Source organism: Tissierella sp. MB52-C2 (assembly GCF_030931715.1).
In the GTDB taxonomy this organism is placed as follows: domain Bacteria; phylum Bacillota; class Clostridia; order Tissierellales; family Tissierellaceae; genus Tissierella.
This window is the reverse complement of the sequence record NZ_CP133261.1, coordinates 1,431,227-1,447,859: the sequence shown is the minus strand read 5'-3', so window position 1 is coordinate 1,447,859 and position 16,633 is coordinate 1,431,227. Positions and strand designations below refer to the sequence as shown.

Annotated in this window: 16 protein-coding genes; 6 read left to right on the top strand and 10 right to left on the bottom strand. The window is 28.9% G+C overall.

What is annotated here, in order from left to right:
* Positions 1-6: 6 nt before the first annotated feature.
* The 3 genes from RBU61_RS07080 to RBU61_RS07070 all read right to left on the bottom strand — a co-directional run bounded on the left by RBU61_RS07080 (position 7) and on the right by RBU61_RS07070 (position 3,620).
* Positions 7-1,329 carry a 5-bromo-4-chloroindolyl phosphate hydrolysis family protein gene (locus RBU61_RS07080; protein WP_308878931.1) on the bottom strand — a complete coding sequence of 441 codons (1,323 nt, stop codon included), beginning with the start codon at positions 1,327-1,329 and terminating at the stop codon, positions 7-9.
* A 299-nt stretch (positions 1,330-1,628) separates the two neighbouring features.
* Positions 1,629-2,900, bottom strand: a complete 1,272-nt coding sequence (locus RBU61_RS07075; protein WP_308878930.1) for a GHKL domain-containing protein — start codon at positions 2,898-2,900, stop codon at positions 1,629-1,631.
* Positions 2,901-2,912: 12 nt separating this feature from the next.
* Positions 2,913-3,620: a LytTR family DNA-binding domain-containing protein gene (locus tag RBU61_RS07070; RefSeq protein WP_308878928.1), complete on the bottom strand. Its 708-nt coding sequence runs from the start codon at positions 3,618-3,620 to the stop codon at positions 2,913-2,915.
* A gap of 178 nt (positions 3,621-3,798) precedes the next feature.
* Between RBU61_RS07070 and RBU61_RS07065 the strand changes: the two genes are divergently transcribed.
* The 3 genes from RBU61_RS07065 to RBU61_RS07055 are packed head-to-tail and all read left to right on the top strand — an operon-like array spanning position 3,799 to position 7,384.
* Positions 3,799-4,668 carry an ABC transporter ATP-binding protein gene (locus tag RBU61_RS07065; protein WP_308878927.1) on the top strand — a complete coding sequence of 290 codons (870 nt, stop codon included), beginning with the start codon at positions 3,799-3,801 and terminating at the stop codon, positions 4,666-4,668.
* 14 nt (positions 4,669-4,682) lie between these two features.
* Complete coding sequence (locus tag RBU61_RS07060) at positions 4,683-5,432, top strand: hypothetical protein (RefSeq protein WP_308878926.1); 750 nt, start codon at positions 4,683-4,685, stop codon at positions 5,430-5,432.
* 5 nt (positions 5,433-5,437) lie between these two features.
* Entirely contained in the window at positions 5,438-7,384 is a 1,947-nt protein-coding gene (locus RBU61_RS07055) for a hypothetical protein (protein ID WP_308878925.1), read from the top strand.
* 139 nt (positions 7,385-7,523) lie between these two features.
* Here the strand turns inward: RBU61_RS07055 and RBU61_RS07050 are convergent, their stop codons facing one another.
* Genes RBU61_RS07050 through RBU61_RS07040 form a run of 3 tightly spaced genes read right to left on the bottom strand, consistent with a single transcriptional unit; the run spans position 7,524 to position 9,359 of the window.
* Positions 7,524-8,339, bottom strand: coding sequence for a hypothetical protein (locus tag RBU61_RS07050; RefSeq protein WP_308878923.1), 816 nt, complete (start codon positions 8,337-8,339; stop codon positions 7,524-7,526).
* A 1-nt stretch (position 8,340) separates the two neighbouring features.
* Entirely contained in the window at positions 8,341-8,874 is a 534-nt protein-coding gene (locus tag RBU61_RS07045) for a hypothetical protein (protein ID WP_308878922.1), read from the bottom strand.
* Positions 8,871-9,359, bottom strand: coding sequence for an RNA polymerase sigma factor (locus RBU61_RS07040; RefSeq protein WP_308878921.1), 489 nt, complete (start codon positions 9,357-9,359; stop codon positions 8,871-8,873). Before RBU61_RS07040 ends, RBU61_RS07045 begins: the two co-directional genes overlap by 4 nt.
* 257 nt (positions 9,360-9,616) lie before the next feature.
* Here RBU61_RS07040 and RBU61_RS07035 point away from each other — a divergent pair, with 257 nt between their 5' ends.
* Positions 9,617-10,060 (top strand): MarR family transcriptional regulator, encoded by a 444-nt coding sequence (locus RBU61_RS07035; protein ID WP_308878920.1) that lies wholly within the window; start codon positions 9,617-9,619, stop codon positions 10,058-10,060.
* A gap of 134 nt (positions 10,061-10,194) precedes the next feature.
* Positions 10,195-12,042 (top strand): ATP-dependent zinc metalloprotease FtsH, encoded by a 1,848-nt coding sequence (gene ftsH / locus RBU61_RS07030; RefSeq protein WP_308878919.1) that lies wholly within the window; start codon positions 10,195-10,197, stop codon positions 12,040-12,042.
* A 49-nt stretch (positions 12,043-12,091) separates the two neighbouring features.
* On the opposite strand, the gene RBU61_RS07025 is transcribed toward ftsH, so the two are convergent.
* Positions 12,092-13,165, bottom strand: a complete 1,074-nt coding sequence (locus RBU61_RS07025; RefSeq protein ID WP_308878918.1) for a DNA polymerase IV — start codon at positions 13,163-13,165, stop codon at positions 12,092-12,094.
* A gap of 7 nt (positions 13,166-13,172) precedes the next feature.
* Entirely contained in the window at positions 13,173-13,997 is an 825-nt protein-coding gene (locus tag RBU61_RS07020) for a metallophosphoesterase (protein WP_308878917.1), read from the bottom strand.
* Between the two features lie 234 nt (positions 13,998-14,231).
* Here RBU61_RS07020 and RBU61_RS07015 point away from each other — a divergent pair, with 234 nt between their 5' ends.
* On the top strand, positions 14,232-14,954 hold the full coding sequence (locus RBU61_RS07015; RefSeq protein WP_308878915.1) for a LysM peptidoglycan-binding domain-containing protein: 723 nt from the start codon (positions 14,232-14,234) through the stop codon (positions 14,952-14,954).
* Positions 14,955-15,018: 64 nt separating this feature from the next.
* On the opposite strand, the gene RBU61_RS07010 is transcribed toward RBU61_RS07015, so the two are convergent.
* Both RBU61_RS07010 and RBU61_RS07005 read right to left on the bottom strand, forming a co-directional pair.
* A complete protein-coding gene (locus tag RBU61_RS07010; RefSeq protein ID WP_308878913.1) occupies positions 15,019-15,495 on the bottom strand; it encodes a superoxide dismutase family protein in 477 nt (158 codons plus the stop codon).
* A gap of 174 nt (positions 15,496-15,669) precedes the next feature.
* Positions 15,670-16,452: a YfcE family phosphodiesterase gene (locus RBU61_RS07005; protein WP_308878911.1), complete on the bottom strand. Its 783-nt coding sequence runs from the start codon at positions 16,450-16,452 to the stop codon at positions 15,670-15,672.
* Positions 16,453-16,633: the final 181 nt, after the last annotated feature.

Genomic DNA, 16,633 nt, shown 5'->3' with positions numbered 1-16,633 from the left:
ATAGTTTTATTTTCTAACTTTCATATTTTTCTCTGTTAGTCCTTCTTGTGCAAACATGGTTTGCAGTACAGATATATCCGTGGATATATCCATTGCCACATCTTCAAACAAACTATCCAATAAATTTTCAAAAGCAAGATTAATAGTATCCATTGTATCCTCTATTTCTTTCTTTGCACTTGAAATATTTTCTCCCTCTATGGGCTGATAATCTAATTTCCTATAGGCATCTACTAATTTTAATGTTGTTGGCAAAAAGTACTCTGTAAATTTCTTTATTTCGGAAAACTTTTCAGGATGAATTTCTACATAATCAAAAATTCTTCCAGTTACCTCTTCTAACCTATCTAGTTTTTGTGAGATTTCCTCCCCTGGAATTGCAATATTGGCATCTTTAATTTCTACAACAAATTTGCGTCCTTCATCTATTGCTTTTCTAATCTCTGGTTTTAATTCATCTTTTTTACTGCCTTCTTCCTGTTTCAAGTTTTCGTTTGTTGTTTCATATAGTTGTTTTTCCTGCTCTTCTAAATTCTTTATTTCTATATTTTTCTGCAGCTGAAGATATTGTTCATAACATTCGTTATTTAACATAAAACAAGTATTTTTATCATCTATATGTCCCTCTGGAAACATACCTATGGTAATCATTTTACGTAAATCTTTTACTACAGCTTTGTTACTTAATCCCGTTGCTGAAGAAAGCTCATTAATTAAACAATAATTGCGTCCTCGTAACTGTATTATATATCTTTGAAATCTTTTTAACCTTTTACGAATTCTTCCTCCATTCATAAACAAGATTACACTTAAAGCAAATAATGGAAAAATTCCGATGGCACCATTAAGCAATCCCCTATCTCCATTAAACATAAATGTTAATATCAACCCAAGTATTGGTACTCCAAATAGAATACTTCCTATGGATCCAAATACAGTAAACAATATATTTGACACATGTCCAACTGATACAGTGAACTTAGTTGGTTTTAAACCTACTTTACCAGGTCTATAAGAATTATTGTAATTATTCATAGCATTAAAGTTATCTCTTTGATGTTTCAGTTTTTGTTGCCTAAATGTCTGTGATTCCTTGTCATAACTACTCTGATAATCATTAGCCTTATCAGTTTGACTATTCCAAGTTTTATTTCCACAGTTATGATTATTTCCTGGTTTCAAATTAATTGACTTTCTAACCTCATCAAGTGCACCTTTAACAACATTCTCAATATCTCGATTTAACCTCTTAAAATCTCCATTATTTAGTGCATCATGAACTATATTTTTAATCTCATCATTTAAATTAAATTTACTCCTTCTATTCATATCTTCCTCCAAATAGTTAACTTTAGAATATGCCTTTCTTTGTAACACTAAAAGTATTTTTACTATTTCGTAAATCATACCATATCTTATTTTCGAAATCAACTATGCATTGAAAATGTGTATTTATTATATACATCTATCTACTTTAATATTAAAATACATAAACTTAAAGAATCAATGATATATGGGATTTTGTTAATTTTTCCGTTTTCAATATTTTCATTTTGATTCCTCTTTATGGTTATAAGTTTATGATCCTATGTGACATATATATTTTTATATAATTTTAGATATAGTATCTATTTTACTTTTATAATCACCACTATTGAAAACTCTGTACCAGTATAGCTAATATCAAATACCCCCCTATACTTATTTACAATATCTTTTATGTTTTGCAGCCCAAATCCATGATATTTCCTATCCTCTTTGGTCGATACAATAGTTCCTTTGTGGGTTAAAATATCTCCTACTTTATTGTTGATGACAGAATAACTAAAGTATCCTTTATCTACTCGACCCTTTACAATGATTTTACGTTGTGATACTTCTTTTATTCTCAATGAAGCCTCTATTGCATTATCAAGTGTATTAGCAAATATTGAACATAAATCCATATCATCTATTGTAATTTTTTCATCAATTGCAATATTTATATTACAATCTATTTCATTTTGAACTATCAAATCATATTTATTATTTAAAACTGCATTAATTATACTATTCTTACAAAATACTTTATTTCCATAAGAAATAGATTTTTCAACTAAGCTTTCAAAATATAGTTTTGCTTTCTCTATATCATTATTATCAATATATGATCCAATAATTTGTAGATGATTATTCATATCATGGTATATTTTCCTTGTTTCAAATTGCTTTTCCTCTAATGATTTATAGTAGTCATATTGCAATTTATAATTTTGATTATCTAGTCTAACCTTAACACCTTCGATTATATATTGTATAAGAAATATAATTCCAACATTTGATATAATACATACCAACGCTATTAGATATGCTTTATATGCTTCATCAAAACCTGTAAAAATAGTTGTTGATACTATGGAAATTAGAGGTGTAATACATATTATGTCTATGAGTATCCAGGTTTTATCATTAATATATTGTTTAGCATATGAAATTTTATCTTTTATAACCTTATAAATTCCAAACCAGAGTAAAGCTAATGCAAAATACCATATTATAATATATGTTTTGTAACTTAAAGCTCTACTCAAAATTGAATCATAGTTATTACCTAAAAGATTAATTGAAACTACCATTGGATAAAGTACCATAACAACAGATATCTTTTTAATAGTGCTTCCTTCATAGCATATTATCATAACACCTATATATCCAATTAATGCATATACTACATTTACAATATCATTAACAAATATAACAATTGTTACTATAAAAGATAATCCTGTAAATGCAATTAATCTGAATACTATATTTTCTTTTATGTCAACAAAACATTCATTGACTTTATAAAAGCTTATTCCCGTTAAAACAATTACAAAGATCAATGAAATATAATAACAATATGAAAATAGTAAATTCATAATATATTCCCCTTATCTAAGCATAGTTTTAGCAAAGGCTATCATTAGATCTTGATATTTGCTCCTACTTATTGGAAGCTTTTGTCCCTTAATCTCAAGCTCATTATCTTCAACACATGATACAAAGTTTAAGTTTACTAAGTAACGTTGATGTATCCTTATAAAGAAACTGGGAACTTCCTTCTCAATATCATCTAGCTTTCCATAAAATTCATAGGTATTTTCATCTGTTACAACTATTAATTTACGTTTATCACTTATGAAATAAATAATATCATGGAAATAAATCCTATATATATTTCTATTTAACTGAATCATTAAAAACTTATTTTGAATACTATCGATTTGCTTTAAAGCTTGGCTCAAAATGTCTAATATTTTTTCTTCCTTATATGGTTTAAGTACATAATTAAGAGCTCTCACTTCATATCCATTAAATACGTAATCGGCAAACCCAGTCACAAAAATAATCACTGCGATATCATTTATATCTCTAATTTGTTTTGCAGTCTCAATACCATTTATTCCATTCATTTCTATATCTAAAAAGATAATATCAAAGCAATTCTTATTCTTATTAAGTGATTCTATTAATGACTCACCATCTTCACATTCCATAATATGAAAATCTATACCCTTAAGCTCAAGTTGAGTACTTATAATAACTTTTAAATTGTTTCTTTGTACTTTTTCATCATCACATATGCAAATATGAAGCAAATAAATCACCTCCAGAATCATTATAACACAGGTTTATTACTTTTTTGTCAAATATATACTCACACTCCAAATATTACAAAATCCATACCATTTATTACATTTTCTGCGGTTCAATCAGAATACCAATTACGTTAACATATATATGCAATCTTTAAATTATAAAAGGAGGTATTTAATATTGAACAATAACAAAATAGTATTAAAAAATGTATCTAAGAAGTTTGGGAAACATACTGCCCTTAAAAATGTTTCTCTTGAAATCAATAATGGAATGTTTGGTTTAATAGGACCTAATGGTGCTGGTAAGACAACTATGATGAGATTGATGACAACATTAGAAGAACAAAGTAAAGGAAGTATTTCTGTCAATGGATTCGATACGATTAAAGACAAATTGGAAATAAGAAAAATAATAGGTTTTTTACCACAAGATTTTGAAGTTTATCCTGAACTAAAAGCTATAGAATTTTTAAACTATATTGGAAATCTTAATAAGATTAATAATAAAGATACCGTTGTAAATAGCCTGCTGAAAAAAGTAAATCTATATAGTGATAAGGATAGAAAAATTGGAGGGTTTTCTGGAGGAATGAGACGAAGACTTGGTATTGCTGCTTCTTTAATTAAGAATCCTAAAATACTAATAGTTGATGAACCAACTGCAGGATTAGATCCAGAAGAAAGAATTCGCTTTAGAAGTATGATTGTTGAGTTGAGTCAAGATAGAATTGTAATTCTATCTACTCATATAGTTGAAGATATATCTGCATCTTGTGAACAAATCGGCTTACTTGTAAGAGGTGAATTGGGCTATGTAGGAAGACCTTATGATTTTATTGATACGGTAGCTAATAAATCCTGGGAAATAATGATAAAGGATAAATCTGAATTAGTAGATATTAAAGAAAAATATCAAATTATAGCAATAACTCAAATGAAAAAAGAAACAAGTATACGAGTTATTTCAGAATCAAAGCCTTCTATAAATTCAGTTCTTGTTAACCCAAACTTAGAAGATGCCTACCTGTATTATATGAAAGATCAATAAAAGGAGCTAAATATATGAATAGTATAAAACATATTTGTTTATTAGAACTTAAAAGAATATTTAAAAGCTATATGCTTTATTTAGGAATATTAGTAATGATTATCCTTTCAGTAGCCATCTCGCCAATATTTAAATCTTCTTATTTGTTTATAGGTACTGCCACTATACAATATATTTCTAGAAATGTTGTTATGTTAGCAGGATTAATCTTTATCCCTATACTTATGGGATTTCTATTTTATCAAGATAGAGCTATTGGTAATATGAATATTGTTTATACACAACCAGTAACTAGATGGCAATACTCTATTGGTAAATTTTTAGCTGCCTTTGGGACTATATTATCCTTCCTTATAGCTCTAAATATATTGACAATGATTGTAGTCCCACTATTTTTTGGCAGATACCCATATAATCCAAAGCCATTCATCCAAGGATTTTTATTATTTCAACTTCCAAGTATGTTCTTCTTAACAGCTCTAAATTTCTTTATAGCTAATTTAATAAGAAATTCATTTATAAGTACACCTTTATCCATGATATATCCTTTTTTTGATGGTGGTTCTATAATACCAGAAAAATTAAGTTTTAGATATACAGATCTTATAAGAATATTTTATCCTCTTGCAGTTAGAGGCTATAACAATACTATTCCTGAAGGTCAAATGAATCTTATACTTAAAAACATATTATATTTAACTATCACTGGAACTATATTCTTACTTGCTAGTATTATAATTTATTCTTTCAGAAAAGGAGAGTGATGTAGATGAATATATTAAGTCATTTTAAAACAAAATCGAAGTTTATAAAATATATAATGGTTATTTTACTTATGCTAGTCATTGTCACTAGCATAATGGGAGATTCCTATACATGGACTATGCTCAAACTCACATTAGTTATTCTACCTTCTCTATTCACAGTAGATATAATATCGGAGGTCTATGAAAAAAAACTTGAAGGCATGATTTTTTTAACTTCAACACCGTTATACAAACAATTTATAAAAAGATTTTTAGCTGGAATTCTACTAGGAGGAATAGCCATAATTACCTCTTTTTTTATAGCTTCCTTAGGCAAACTTACAACCTTTACTATCACCAGCTGTCTATTAATATTGCTTTCCTCAATATATATAGCATTGCTAGGAGTAACTTTCTCCAATATTACAAAGAAATCCATCTTAGGTTTTTTTATATCCATAATCTTCATAGGTATTTTTATGACTAGCTCAGATTTTAACGAAAGGTATTTATTAATTTCACCTTTAATAAATGGCTTATATATCACTCAGGATTTCTATTTGTCTAATATACTTTCTTTAACTATGATGAGCCTACTACTTTTCTACTTTAATATCTTTTGGCTCGGTAAAGGAGAGAAAGTCAGAGAAACTGCAAGCATACTATTTTTAATATTATTTGTTATTATAGGTTCTATCTTATTTGGCAACTTTGCTTACGGAAACTATGAAAAAAACAAATTGAACGAAATAGTAGCAAATGTAGAAAATGAAACCCAATATATATTATTGAGTGAAAACAAAGCAGTTAAAGATTTTATGGTGAAAAAAGGACTTGCATACTCAGAGGATATTAATAAGATAAAGGGCTATAAAGATAAAAACATAGTCATTATATCTGATAAGGATAATTTAGATTTATTAGATATAAATAATTTAGGTTTTGTAGAAAATGGCATCAATTTTGATGGAAAAACTATTTTAAATGGCAGTGCTATTTGTATAGTCAAAGATAATTTATATAATAAAAATAAAAAATCTCTCTTCTTTATTTCAAATAATTGGAATGAGAAACAGCTAAAAATGTTCTTTGATGGTTGTTTAGATAATTTAGTAATTATGGATGACAGGGATTGGCTTCTAAGAAGTAAGAATACTAATATTAAAAATACAAATAGAAATATGGAACTCAATGAAAACACATGGTATACGGATTCTTATGAGAATACTCGCATTATATATAGATATATAACTTCCTCTGAAAAGAAAAACGAAATCTCTAAAATTTGGAATATTGTATATAAAAATTTAGTAGATTTAACTAAAAATAATAAAGTAGATAATCTATTGCAACTAAGGATGATAAGTAATTTACAATATGATGAGCTATTATATCCTGAAAGATTTAATATAGAAACCCTTAAAATTAGATTTAATCCTCATAAAGAAGGCGGTAAGGACTGGACTGAATATATTACTCAAGAAGCTTTAGAACAAATATTATTTAAAAATATATCCAATTCTAATATGGTTGGAGGGTTTTCAGACTATGTAAGGATCAATTTTATAATGCCTTCTTTGTTTGATTCTTTAGGCGAAGAGTATTGGAAAGAAAACATGGATAAACTTCGTTATTATATTCCTAATGAAAATAAAGATTATTATATTAAAGATATAACAACTACCTTAAATAAAAGTGAATTTAACTCTATTTATGATTCATCGGACATAGCAGCTTATATATTAAATAGATGCTATGAAATAGATAGTAGTTATTTCTCCAAGGTTTTAAATGATATTTACTCCGCCGAAAACAAAGATTTAGAAGTGATGGATATTCAAAATATTATAAGGAAGTATTATTCAAATGAACTAGATGAATTATTTGAGAAATACAAAACTGCAGATAAAAACAGATTTTCTGCTGGCGATAAAGATAAGGGAATACCGGAGGAACCTGTAAAAAGATAATTATTGATTTTTTAATAATACTATTGGAAATCTACTTCATGTAGTTACTGCAAATGGTGCAGATGAGATGTAGATTGTAAGAATATGCAATAAAATAAGAGTATAATTAAAAATGAGTAATGAGCGAAATTTTCGCTCATTACTCATTTTTAGAATTACTATCTTTAATAAATACGGTGATTCTCTCTTCATAGTCCTTTCTCTCACTTCCTTTTTCAACTGCAGTACCATCTTCATAATCTTTAGCCTTTTGAAGTAAGTTTATTAAATCGCCACTTTCAATATCCTCTGGAGTAATCTCATTAACCATTACAAGAATTCCATCATTCTCAGCAAATAATCCATATTTTTTGAAATAACAATTATTCTTTACAAAAGCTTTATGTGCATCAGTTAAAATCTTTGCTATATTATCTATAGATGTATCACCTATATTAATGTCAATGATAACTTCTGCATCTATAGGTAATGACCTGTCATATTTTATATCAAGTTGTAAAGCATCATTACCATTTTCATAAACATCCTTATAATACATTACTCTTGTATTATTTTCTTCATATTCAAGTTCCTCTGCAATAATTCTTTTTGCCAAGTCAGTATATTCATTTGAAAGCCTGTCGATTGTATTAAACATACCTAGCACTCGCATTTCATAACTGTCATAGCCTATACTTCCATTTCTATAATGTATACCAAATTTAGTATCTATACTGGATTTGGATCTAGCATTCACCACATATGACCCATCTTTAAAACTATATATTGGTTTTTCCAGTTCGAGATCAAGAAAAGAATAATTTTCTTTAACATATTGTTTAATGGCTTTATCTGCAATTCTAGCCGATATTGGATTTCCAACAAAGGCATTGGTAATAAAAAGTATCCCTCCAATTAACAGTATAGCTATTAATCCTGCTAATATTTTAAGTATCTTGTTTTTTGTATTTTTCATATTATTTGCCCCTCCCAAATGCAAATTTTAAAAGCATTGCAATAATTACTCCTAATGCTATTAAGCTTGTATATATGATACTATAAAATAAACTATCATATAACATCATCCAATCCAATCCACTTTCTATTATCCATACTATTGTCTGCCATAAATAACTCAAAATAAAAACTGATATTGCAGCTATATACCATCTTCTCTTTAGCACTATAAAAGAAAGCCCCCCTACTATAGGCATTATGATAAAGTTATAAAACATAGCCATAGAGTTCGTTAATGCTATTCCACCGATAGTTCCTATTGCAAGAATAAAGATTTGTGTTATGAAAATATTTTTCTTGATATTAGCAATTATCTTTTTATCATTTATGGATTTCTGTTCTAAATAAACGTCTTCAAAGACTTCAAATTCTGCTTTACAGTTACTACAATTTTTAATGTGATTATTTACTATTTTCTGGCTGTCCTCACTTGCTACACCATCTTTTACTAATGGTATTAAATCTAATATTATATTACAAGAAATATTTTTCAATATAGTCCCTCCTTTACTAAAATAGACTTAATCCATTTTCTAGCTCTAAAATCAATAACCCTTGCTGAGTTTTCTGATATACTTAATTCTCTTGCAATTTCTATAAAGCTATAACCTTCTAATCTCATATTTACTATTCGCTGTGTACGTTCATCTTTTTCTAATAATAGATTACTTATTCTTTTTGCTATTTCTTCTGTAATCAGCCTTTCATCCATAGGATTTACTACATATAGTTGTAAAAGATCATTATATTCAGCTGTAGATTTTTCTTTTCTAATGTTTTGCAGCCATAGATTTCTAGCTATGGAAAATAGCCATGTTTTTATTGAAGATTGTCCTTTAAAGTTTGCTATAGCCTTGATTGCATTTATAAAAGTTTCTGACAGTAAATCCTCTGAAAGGTCAGGATTATGAGTCAAAGAAAGCAAATATCTATAAACATCATCTTTATAAAGCCTATATAATTTTTCTATTTCCCTCATCAAAATCCCCCTTTCATATAATTAGTCACATTTTTTATAGAATTGTTACAGATATTCTAAAATAATTTTATATTCTATGAAAAACCCTTTATGTTTCTACTTTTAAGTATACATCATAATAAAAATGTATAAATAAGTATAATTTAGAAAATAAATTATATTGACAAGCCACTCTAAGGGGTATATTATATATGCATCATATATAATATACCTTATATGGTTATCTTAATATGTTTAAGCATAAAGGAGGACTATAAGTGGATGCTTTAGAGTTTAAAAAGCAATTGATAGAATTAACGAGAGATGTGTCTGTAAGCATAGGTACTACCTTTCTTCCCATAGTTAGTAAATATGATTTAACTCTTATACAAGCTCAAATCCTTAGAGAAGTAAATGATAATAAAAATCTTAGCATTGGTAGTTTAGCGAAGATTATGAATATACAAAGTGGAAATACTTCATCTATGTGTAAACAATTGGAGAAAAAAGGATATTTACAAAGACAAAGAGATAAATCAGACGAAAGAGTTGTAAAAATAACACTTACTGATAAAGGAATATCTACTATTGATGAAATTAATGATATTATAAAAGACAAATATTCCTCTATATTATCTGATGAAAGCTCTAATGATCTTCATGCTATTATATCTGGTCTACAAAATTTAAAAGATTTGTTAATAAGAATGAATCAAATATAAGAAAAGCATCTATAGACACGTTAAAGGTAGCCTTTCTTGAAACTCATTTACGTAAAGTTCTTGAAATAAAAAAATAAAAAGTAAAACTTTCCTATTCGTTATAAAAAATCTTAATTAGAAAGGTTGGGATATTTATGAATGCAAAAAAAAATCCTAAAAAACCGTTAATTTATTATTATACCATTGCGATGATAGTATTGATGCTTCTAAATACTTTTGTATTTCCATCATTATTAAAGCAGCAAATAACTGAAGTTGATTATGGAACATTTTTAAAGCAGATAGAATCTGGAAATATTAAAGAAGTTGAGGTCCAACAAAATCAAATTGCCTTTATTGCACCTGATGATAAAGGAAAAGATAGTGTATTTATAACTGGTAAAATGGATGATCCTGATTTAGTAAATCGTTTGAATAAGCTTAAAAAGCATAAAGAAATTGAATTCTCAGGGTCAATTCCAAAGGAAAGATCTCCTATCACTAATTTTTTATTAACATGGATTTTTCCAATATTATTATTTATAGGAGTCGGACAACTATTTTCCCGTAATCTACAAGGCAGAATGGGCGGTAATTCCATGACCTTTGGGAAAAGTAATGCCAAGGTATATGTAAAGGCTCAGACTGGAAAAACTTTTGCTGATGTGGCAGGTCAAAATGAAGCAAAAGAAGCACTTACAGAAATTGTTGATTTTCTTCATAATCCAGATAAATATAAGGAAATCGGTGCTCTGCTTCCAAAAGGTGCTCTACTGGTGGGACCTCCTGGAACTGGTAAAACCTTACTGGCTCAGGCTGTTGCTGGTGAAGCTAATGTTCCCTTCTTCTCCATATCTGGTTCCGAATTTGTTGAAATGTTTGTGGGAATGGGTGCTGCTCGCGTACGTGATTTATTTAAACAAGCCCAGGAAAAAGCTCCTTGTATAGTATTTATTGATGAAATTGATGCTATTGGTAAAAAGCGTGATAACTCTGGTATGGGTGGTAACGATGAACGTGAACAAACCCTTAATCAATTGCTTACTGAAATGGATGGATTTGATGGTAGTAAAGGTCTTGTCATCCTTGCGGCGACCAACAGACCAGAAACTTTAGATAAAGCACTTCTACGTCCTGGAAGATTTGACAGACGTATTCCAGCGGAGCTTCCAGATTTAAAAGGCCGTGAAGATATTCTTAAAGTCCATGCTAAGAAAATTAAGACAGAAAATAATATTGATTATAATGCAATTGCTAGAGCCACTTCTGGTGCCTCAGGTGCAGAGCTTGCAAATATTACAAATGAAGCAGCACTACGTGCAGTGAAATGTAAACGTACTAAGGTAAATCAATCTGACTTTGAGGAATCAGTTGAGACAGTCATAGCAGGATATCAGCGTAAAGGTGCAGTAATATCTACTAAAGAAAAATTAATCGTTTCTTATCACGAAATTGGACATGCTTTAGTTGCGGCAAAACAAAAAAATTCTGCCCCTGTTCATAAAATCACCATTATTCCAAGGACTTCTGGTGCATTGGGATATACTATGCAAGTAGAAGAGGGAGAACGCTTTTTAATGTCTAAGGAAGAAATGTTTAATAAAATAGTCACTTTAACTGGTGGCCGTGCAGCTGAAGAAATTATCTTCAATTCAATCACTACTGGTGCTTCTAATGATATTGAACAAGCCACTAAAATAGCAAGAGCTATGGTAACTCGCTATGGTATGAGTGACACTTTTGATATGATGGCTTTAGAAACAGTATCTAACCAGTATTTAGGCGGAGATACTTCTCTCGCTTGTTCAGCTGAAATGTCTTCTAAAATAGATGAAGAAGTTCTTCAGATTATTAAAAAAGCACATCAAAGCGCAAAGGATATTCTTAATGAAAATATTAGTAAGCTTCATGAGTTATCTGAATTTTTATTAGAAAATGAAACTATTACAGGTGAGGAATTTATGGAAGTACTAGAATCGCCTGAAAAACAATTTAATAATTAATCATTAAATTAAAATGTACATTTACAGAGTACTCTGTAAATGTACATTTTTAATCAAATAAAGAAAGCTGTTCCAATTCTGAAGTCATAAGATTAGATGCTGTTATACCAACTAACCTTATCTTATTGTTTATTTTTATTTCTTCTAAAAGCTCTAGAGATATATCAAATATCTGAGGTAAATCGTTAATATATTCATTTAGAGTTTTGCTTCTAGTTTGAACTGTAAAGTTCTCATCCTTTATTTTTAAAGTAATGGTTCTTCCATGTATTCCCCTATTCTTTAAATCATATGATAATTCCTTTGAAAATCTTTCTAAATATTTTATGAGGATTTCCCTGTTACTTGTAGCTTCCTCAAAGGTACGCTCTACACCTAAAGACTTTCTCTCTCGAGTTGTATCAACTTTCCTATAATCTATTCCTCGAATTCTGCTGTATATTTCCACGCCTGCTTTTCCAAAGAGCTCCATAAGAAATTCTTCTGAAAGCCCTAGTAAGTCCTCAATAGTATATACCCCTATGCCATTTAGTTTTTTAGCAGATTTTGGCCCTACTCCATGTACTTTTCTAACTGGTAATGGTAATAATATATCGGGAACCATATCTTCAGTTATGATTTTTATACCATTTGGCTTATTCCAATCTGATGCAAGTTTAGCTAAAAATTTATTGTATGAAATCCCTATAGACATGGTCAAACCTGTATTTCTCTTTACATTTTCTTTGATTTTCATGACTAATTCTAAAGGCTCCATATCTATATTAGAAATATCTAAGTAAGCCTCATCTACTGATACCTGCTCTATTAAATCTGTAAATTCATATAAAATACTGAAAACTTCCTTAGATACTTCTTGATACCTTTTCATTCTAGGATATATATAGCAACCCTTAGGACATTTTTGCTTTGCCATAAATATAGGCATGGCAGAGTGAATTCCATATTTTCTAGCTTCATAATTAGCAGTGGTTACTATACCATGATTACTAAGGCCACCTACTATAACAGGAAGTCCTTTAATCTTAGGATTATCTTGCTCCTCTACAGATGCATAAAAAGCATCCATATCTACATGAATTATATTTAATTTTATTTTTTGTTTTGAACTCTGTATACTCATGTTTTCATCACTTCTTTGGCTCAATTATAATATTAGAAATTTGAACAGGATTAAATGCCCTTATTGGTGCAGCACTATTTCCTAATCCACTGTCTATATATAGATTTGTATCATTTATTCTAAAAATTCCTTTATCAAGCTTTGGAAATAAACCTTGTCCTGGAGCTACTATTGCCCCTATTAACGGTATTCTTACCTGTCCTCCATGTGTATGTCCAGATATTACTAAATCCTCATTTCCATTTAAAATGTCTTCCACATTATTAGGAGAATGTCTAAGTAAAATATTATAATAATCTAAATTTAGGTCTTTAATAGTCTCTTGATAATATGTAATTTCCTTATATTCTCTAGATTTTGGGTAAAATTTAAGACCAGTAAGGTTTATCTTTTCATTATTTACTATAATTGTAGTGGAACTATCTTCCAAGATAATTATTCCTAATTTTTCCATCTCATCTTTTAAATCCTTATATAATTCACTTCTATTTTCATGATTCCCTTGTACGAAATAAATCTCTTTATTTAACTTTAATAATGCTTCAAATAGTTTAATTACAGTATCTAATTTCATATCATTAGAGTCTATAATATCACCTGTTAGTACTATAAAATTTGGATCAAATTTTTTTACCCTATCTACCATATTTTCTAAATTAATTAGATTATTAGAGTGAAAATCAGATATTTGAGTTATTTTAAAATTATTTCTCACTTTTTTAGAATCTATTCTTATATTCTTCACTCTAAATTTACTTATCTGATCATAATTATAAACAAATATAAACACTCCAACAGCTATAATAATAAGTATAATTTTCAACAATTTCACTTTTATCCTCCTATTGAAAAATGATGTTTCTATAATAGATTAATTATATCATAAATACATATCTCTGTAATGTTTAAGAAATTTATTGAATTAATGAAATAAATGCCTTTAAATATTCATTAGGGTATAAAAAATCTAATATTTTTGTCCTTTTCTTATAATATCTTTAGCATTTCTTCCTTGTCCAGCATAATATATAGTGACTATAAATATTTGAAAGGAAAAGTGATTATTATGAATGATAATTATCAGATAGAACAAATATGTCCTCCTGGAAGTTTCCAATATACAATAATGGCTGGAGATACTTTATTCATACTTGCCCAAAGGTTTAATGTAACTGTCCAAGCAATTATTAATGCTAATCCTGGAATTGATCCAAATAGATTGCAAATAGGTCAAGTAATATGTATTCCAAGAGCAACACCTCCATGCCCTAATGGATTCCTCTATACAGTAGTTGCCGGGGATACCTTGATAGGAATTGCTCAAAGATTTAATGTTAGTTTGCAGGCAATCATAAACGCAAATCCAGGAATCGATCCGAATTTTATACAAATAGGTCAAGTAATATGTATACCAAGAGTTACACCACCTACACCTCCATGTCCTAATGGATTTCTCTATACAGTAGTTGCCGGAGATACTTTATTTATACTTGCTCAAAGGTTTAATGTAACTGTCCAAGCAATTATCAATGCAAATCCTGGAATCGATCCAAACTTTTTGCAAATAGGTCAAGTAATATGCATACCAAGGCCGATGCCACCTAGACCTCCATGCCCTAATGGATTCCTCTATACAGTAATGGCTGGAGATACTTTATTCTCAATTGCCCAAAGATTTAATGTAACTGTGCAAGCAATTATCAATGCAAATCCTGGAATCGATCCAAATAGATTGCAAGTAGGTCAAGTAATATGTATTCCAAGAAGATGTTTTACTGTTTGTCTATAAGTAATATAATTCAAAAATCAAAAGCCCAAATTATTGGGCTTTTGATTTTTCATTGTAAAATTTCTCAAGATGAATAGATTACACCACAGGCTATTCTTTTTCCTGAATTACCAGCTGGCTGAGTTCTATAATCGTCAGGATTCTCATGAATTATTACTGATCTGCCAATAATGTCTTCAGGTTTAAACTTATCTGTAAAAAATCTCATTCTAGCATAGCCGTTATTTGAAAACAGTACTGGAAAGTCTCCCACATGGTTTCCATGAGGTTGATTTGTTGGATTATAATGTCCTCCTGCAGATTCAAATGGATTATTAGGATCTGTAACTTCACATATTCCCTTTTCATGTATATGGAATCCATGTGGTCCTATGGGCTGATTATTACCTTCGGCAGGTTTATATAAAGGCAAACCCCATACTTCTACACTCACCTCTGTACCACCCTCCACATCATCGAAAAATACTATACCGCGTAAGTTTGGATATAAATTCCCACCCTTTATTCTCGCATATGCCTTGGTTCTATTTTCATAACACATTATTTATTCCTCCCTTCAAATTATAATATGAAAGGAGTTTATAATAGGTGTGATATAGATATTTTTATATGAAAATAGATAGCTAATCTACACTATCTATTCTTAAAAAATTGCATTATTATTCTAATTTATATGCATTATTAAAATTAAAAATTTTCAAATAATAACTTTGTTCTACTCCACATTTTTTCTAAGCTCTTGTGTACCAAAGTAATTATGTGCTGTTAATATGGTAGTAACCACATTCATCGACCAATTATTATACTTCTCAAAATATCCTTTTTCATCAAAATTTTTTACTAATTCTATCCAATCATATTCAACATACTGCTTTGATATGATAATATTACCGTCAAAAATCTCTAATATAATATATTGTGCTCTTACATCTCCATTAAATGGCATTCCAACAGAGCTAGGACATATAAATCTTTTACCATTTACTTGCTCATCCAAGAATAGGTGATAATGTCCAAAAATACAAACATCACTTTCCAATCCATTTGCTATTTCAGCAAGCCCACTTATATTTGGAGTATTGTTTTCTCTTCTTAAACTGTCAACCATTGTAAAGACTTCGATTTCTGATGGATTATGACATAAAAACATAGATATTCCTTCGATTTCTATCATTAAATTAGATGGAAGCGATTTTAAAAATGATACACGCTCCGCTCCTAATTCGTTATAAATTTGATTATTAACTGTACATATCCAATCAGCATTCTCTTCTATTGAAGTTATTAATTCATCAATATTACCTGATATAATTAAATGTTTTTCACTTTGTCTTTGTAACCTGATTAACAAATCAACTGTCTCATTTGAACCGTAACCACCCAAAATATAATCACCTAGAAAGAAAATCATATCAATTTCTCTATTATTTATATCCTTCAATACTGCTTCAAAAGCAATGTGATTACTATGTATATCCGAAAGTATCGCAATTCTCATAGATATATTTCTCCTCTTTTAGATTGGTTTAATATTTCTCATAAAAAAATATTTAATATATAATTCTTTCCTGCCGTAATTCATAATAGTTTTTCCTACTTCACTAACTTTTTTGTTGTAGTTACTATAGGATTATATCAATTATCTATCTTTTAATTAATGTCATCATTAACTCCTCATA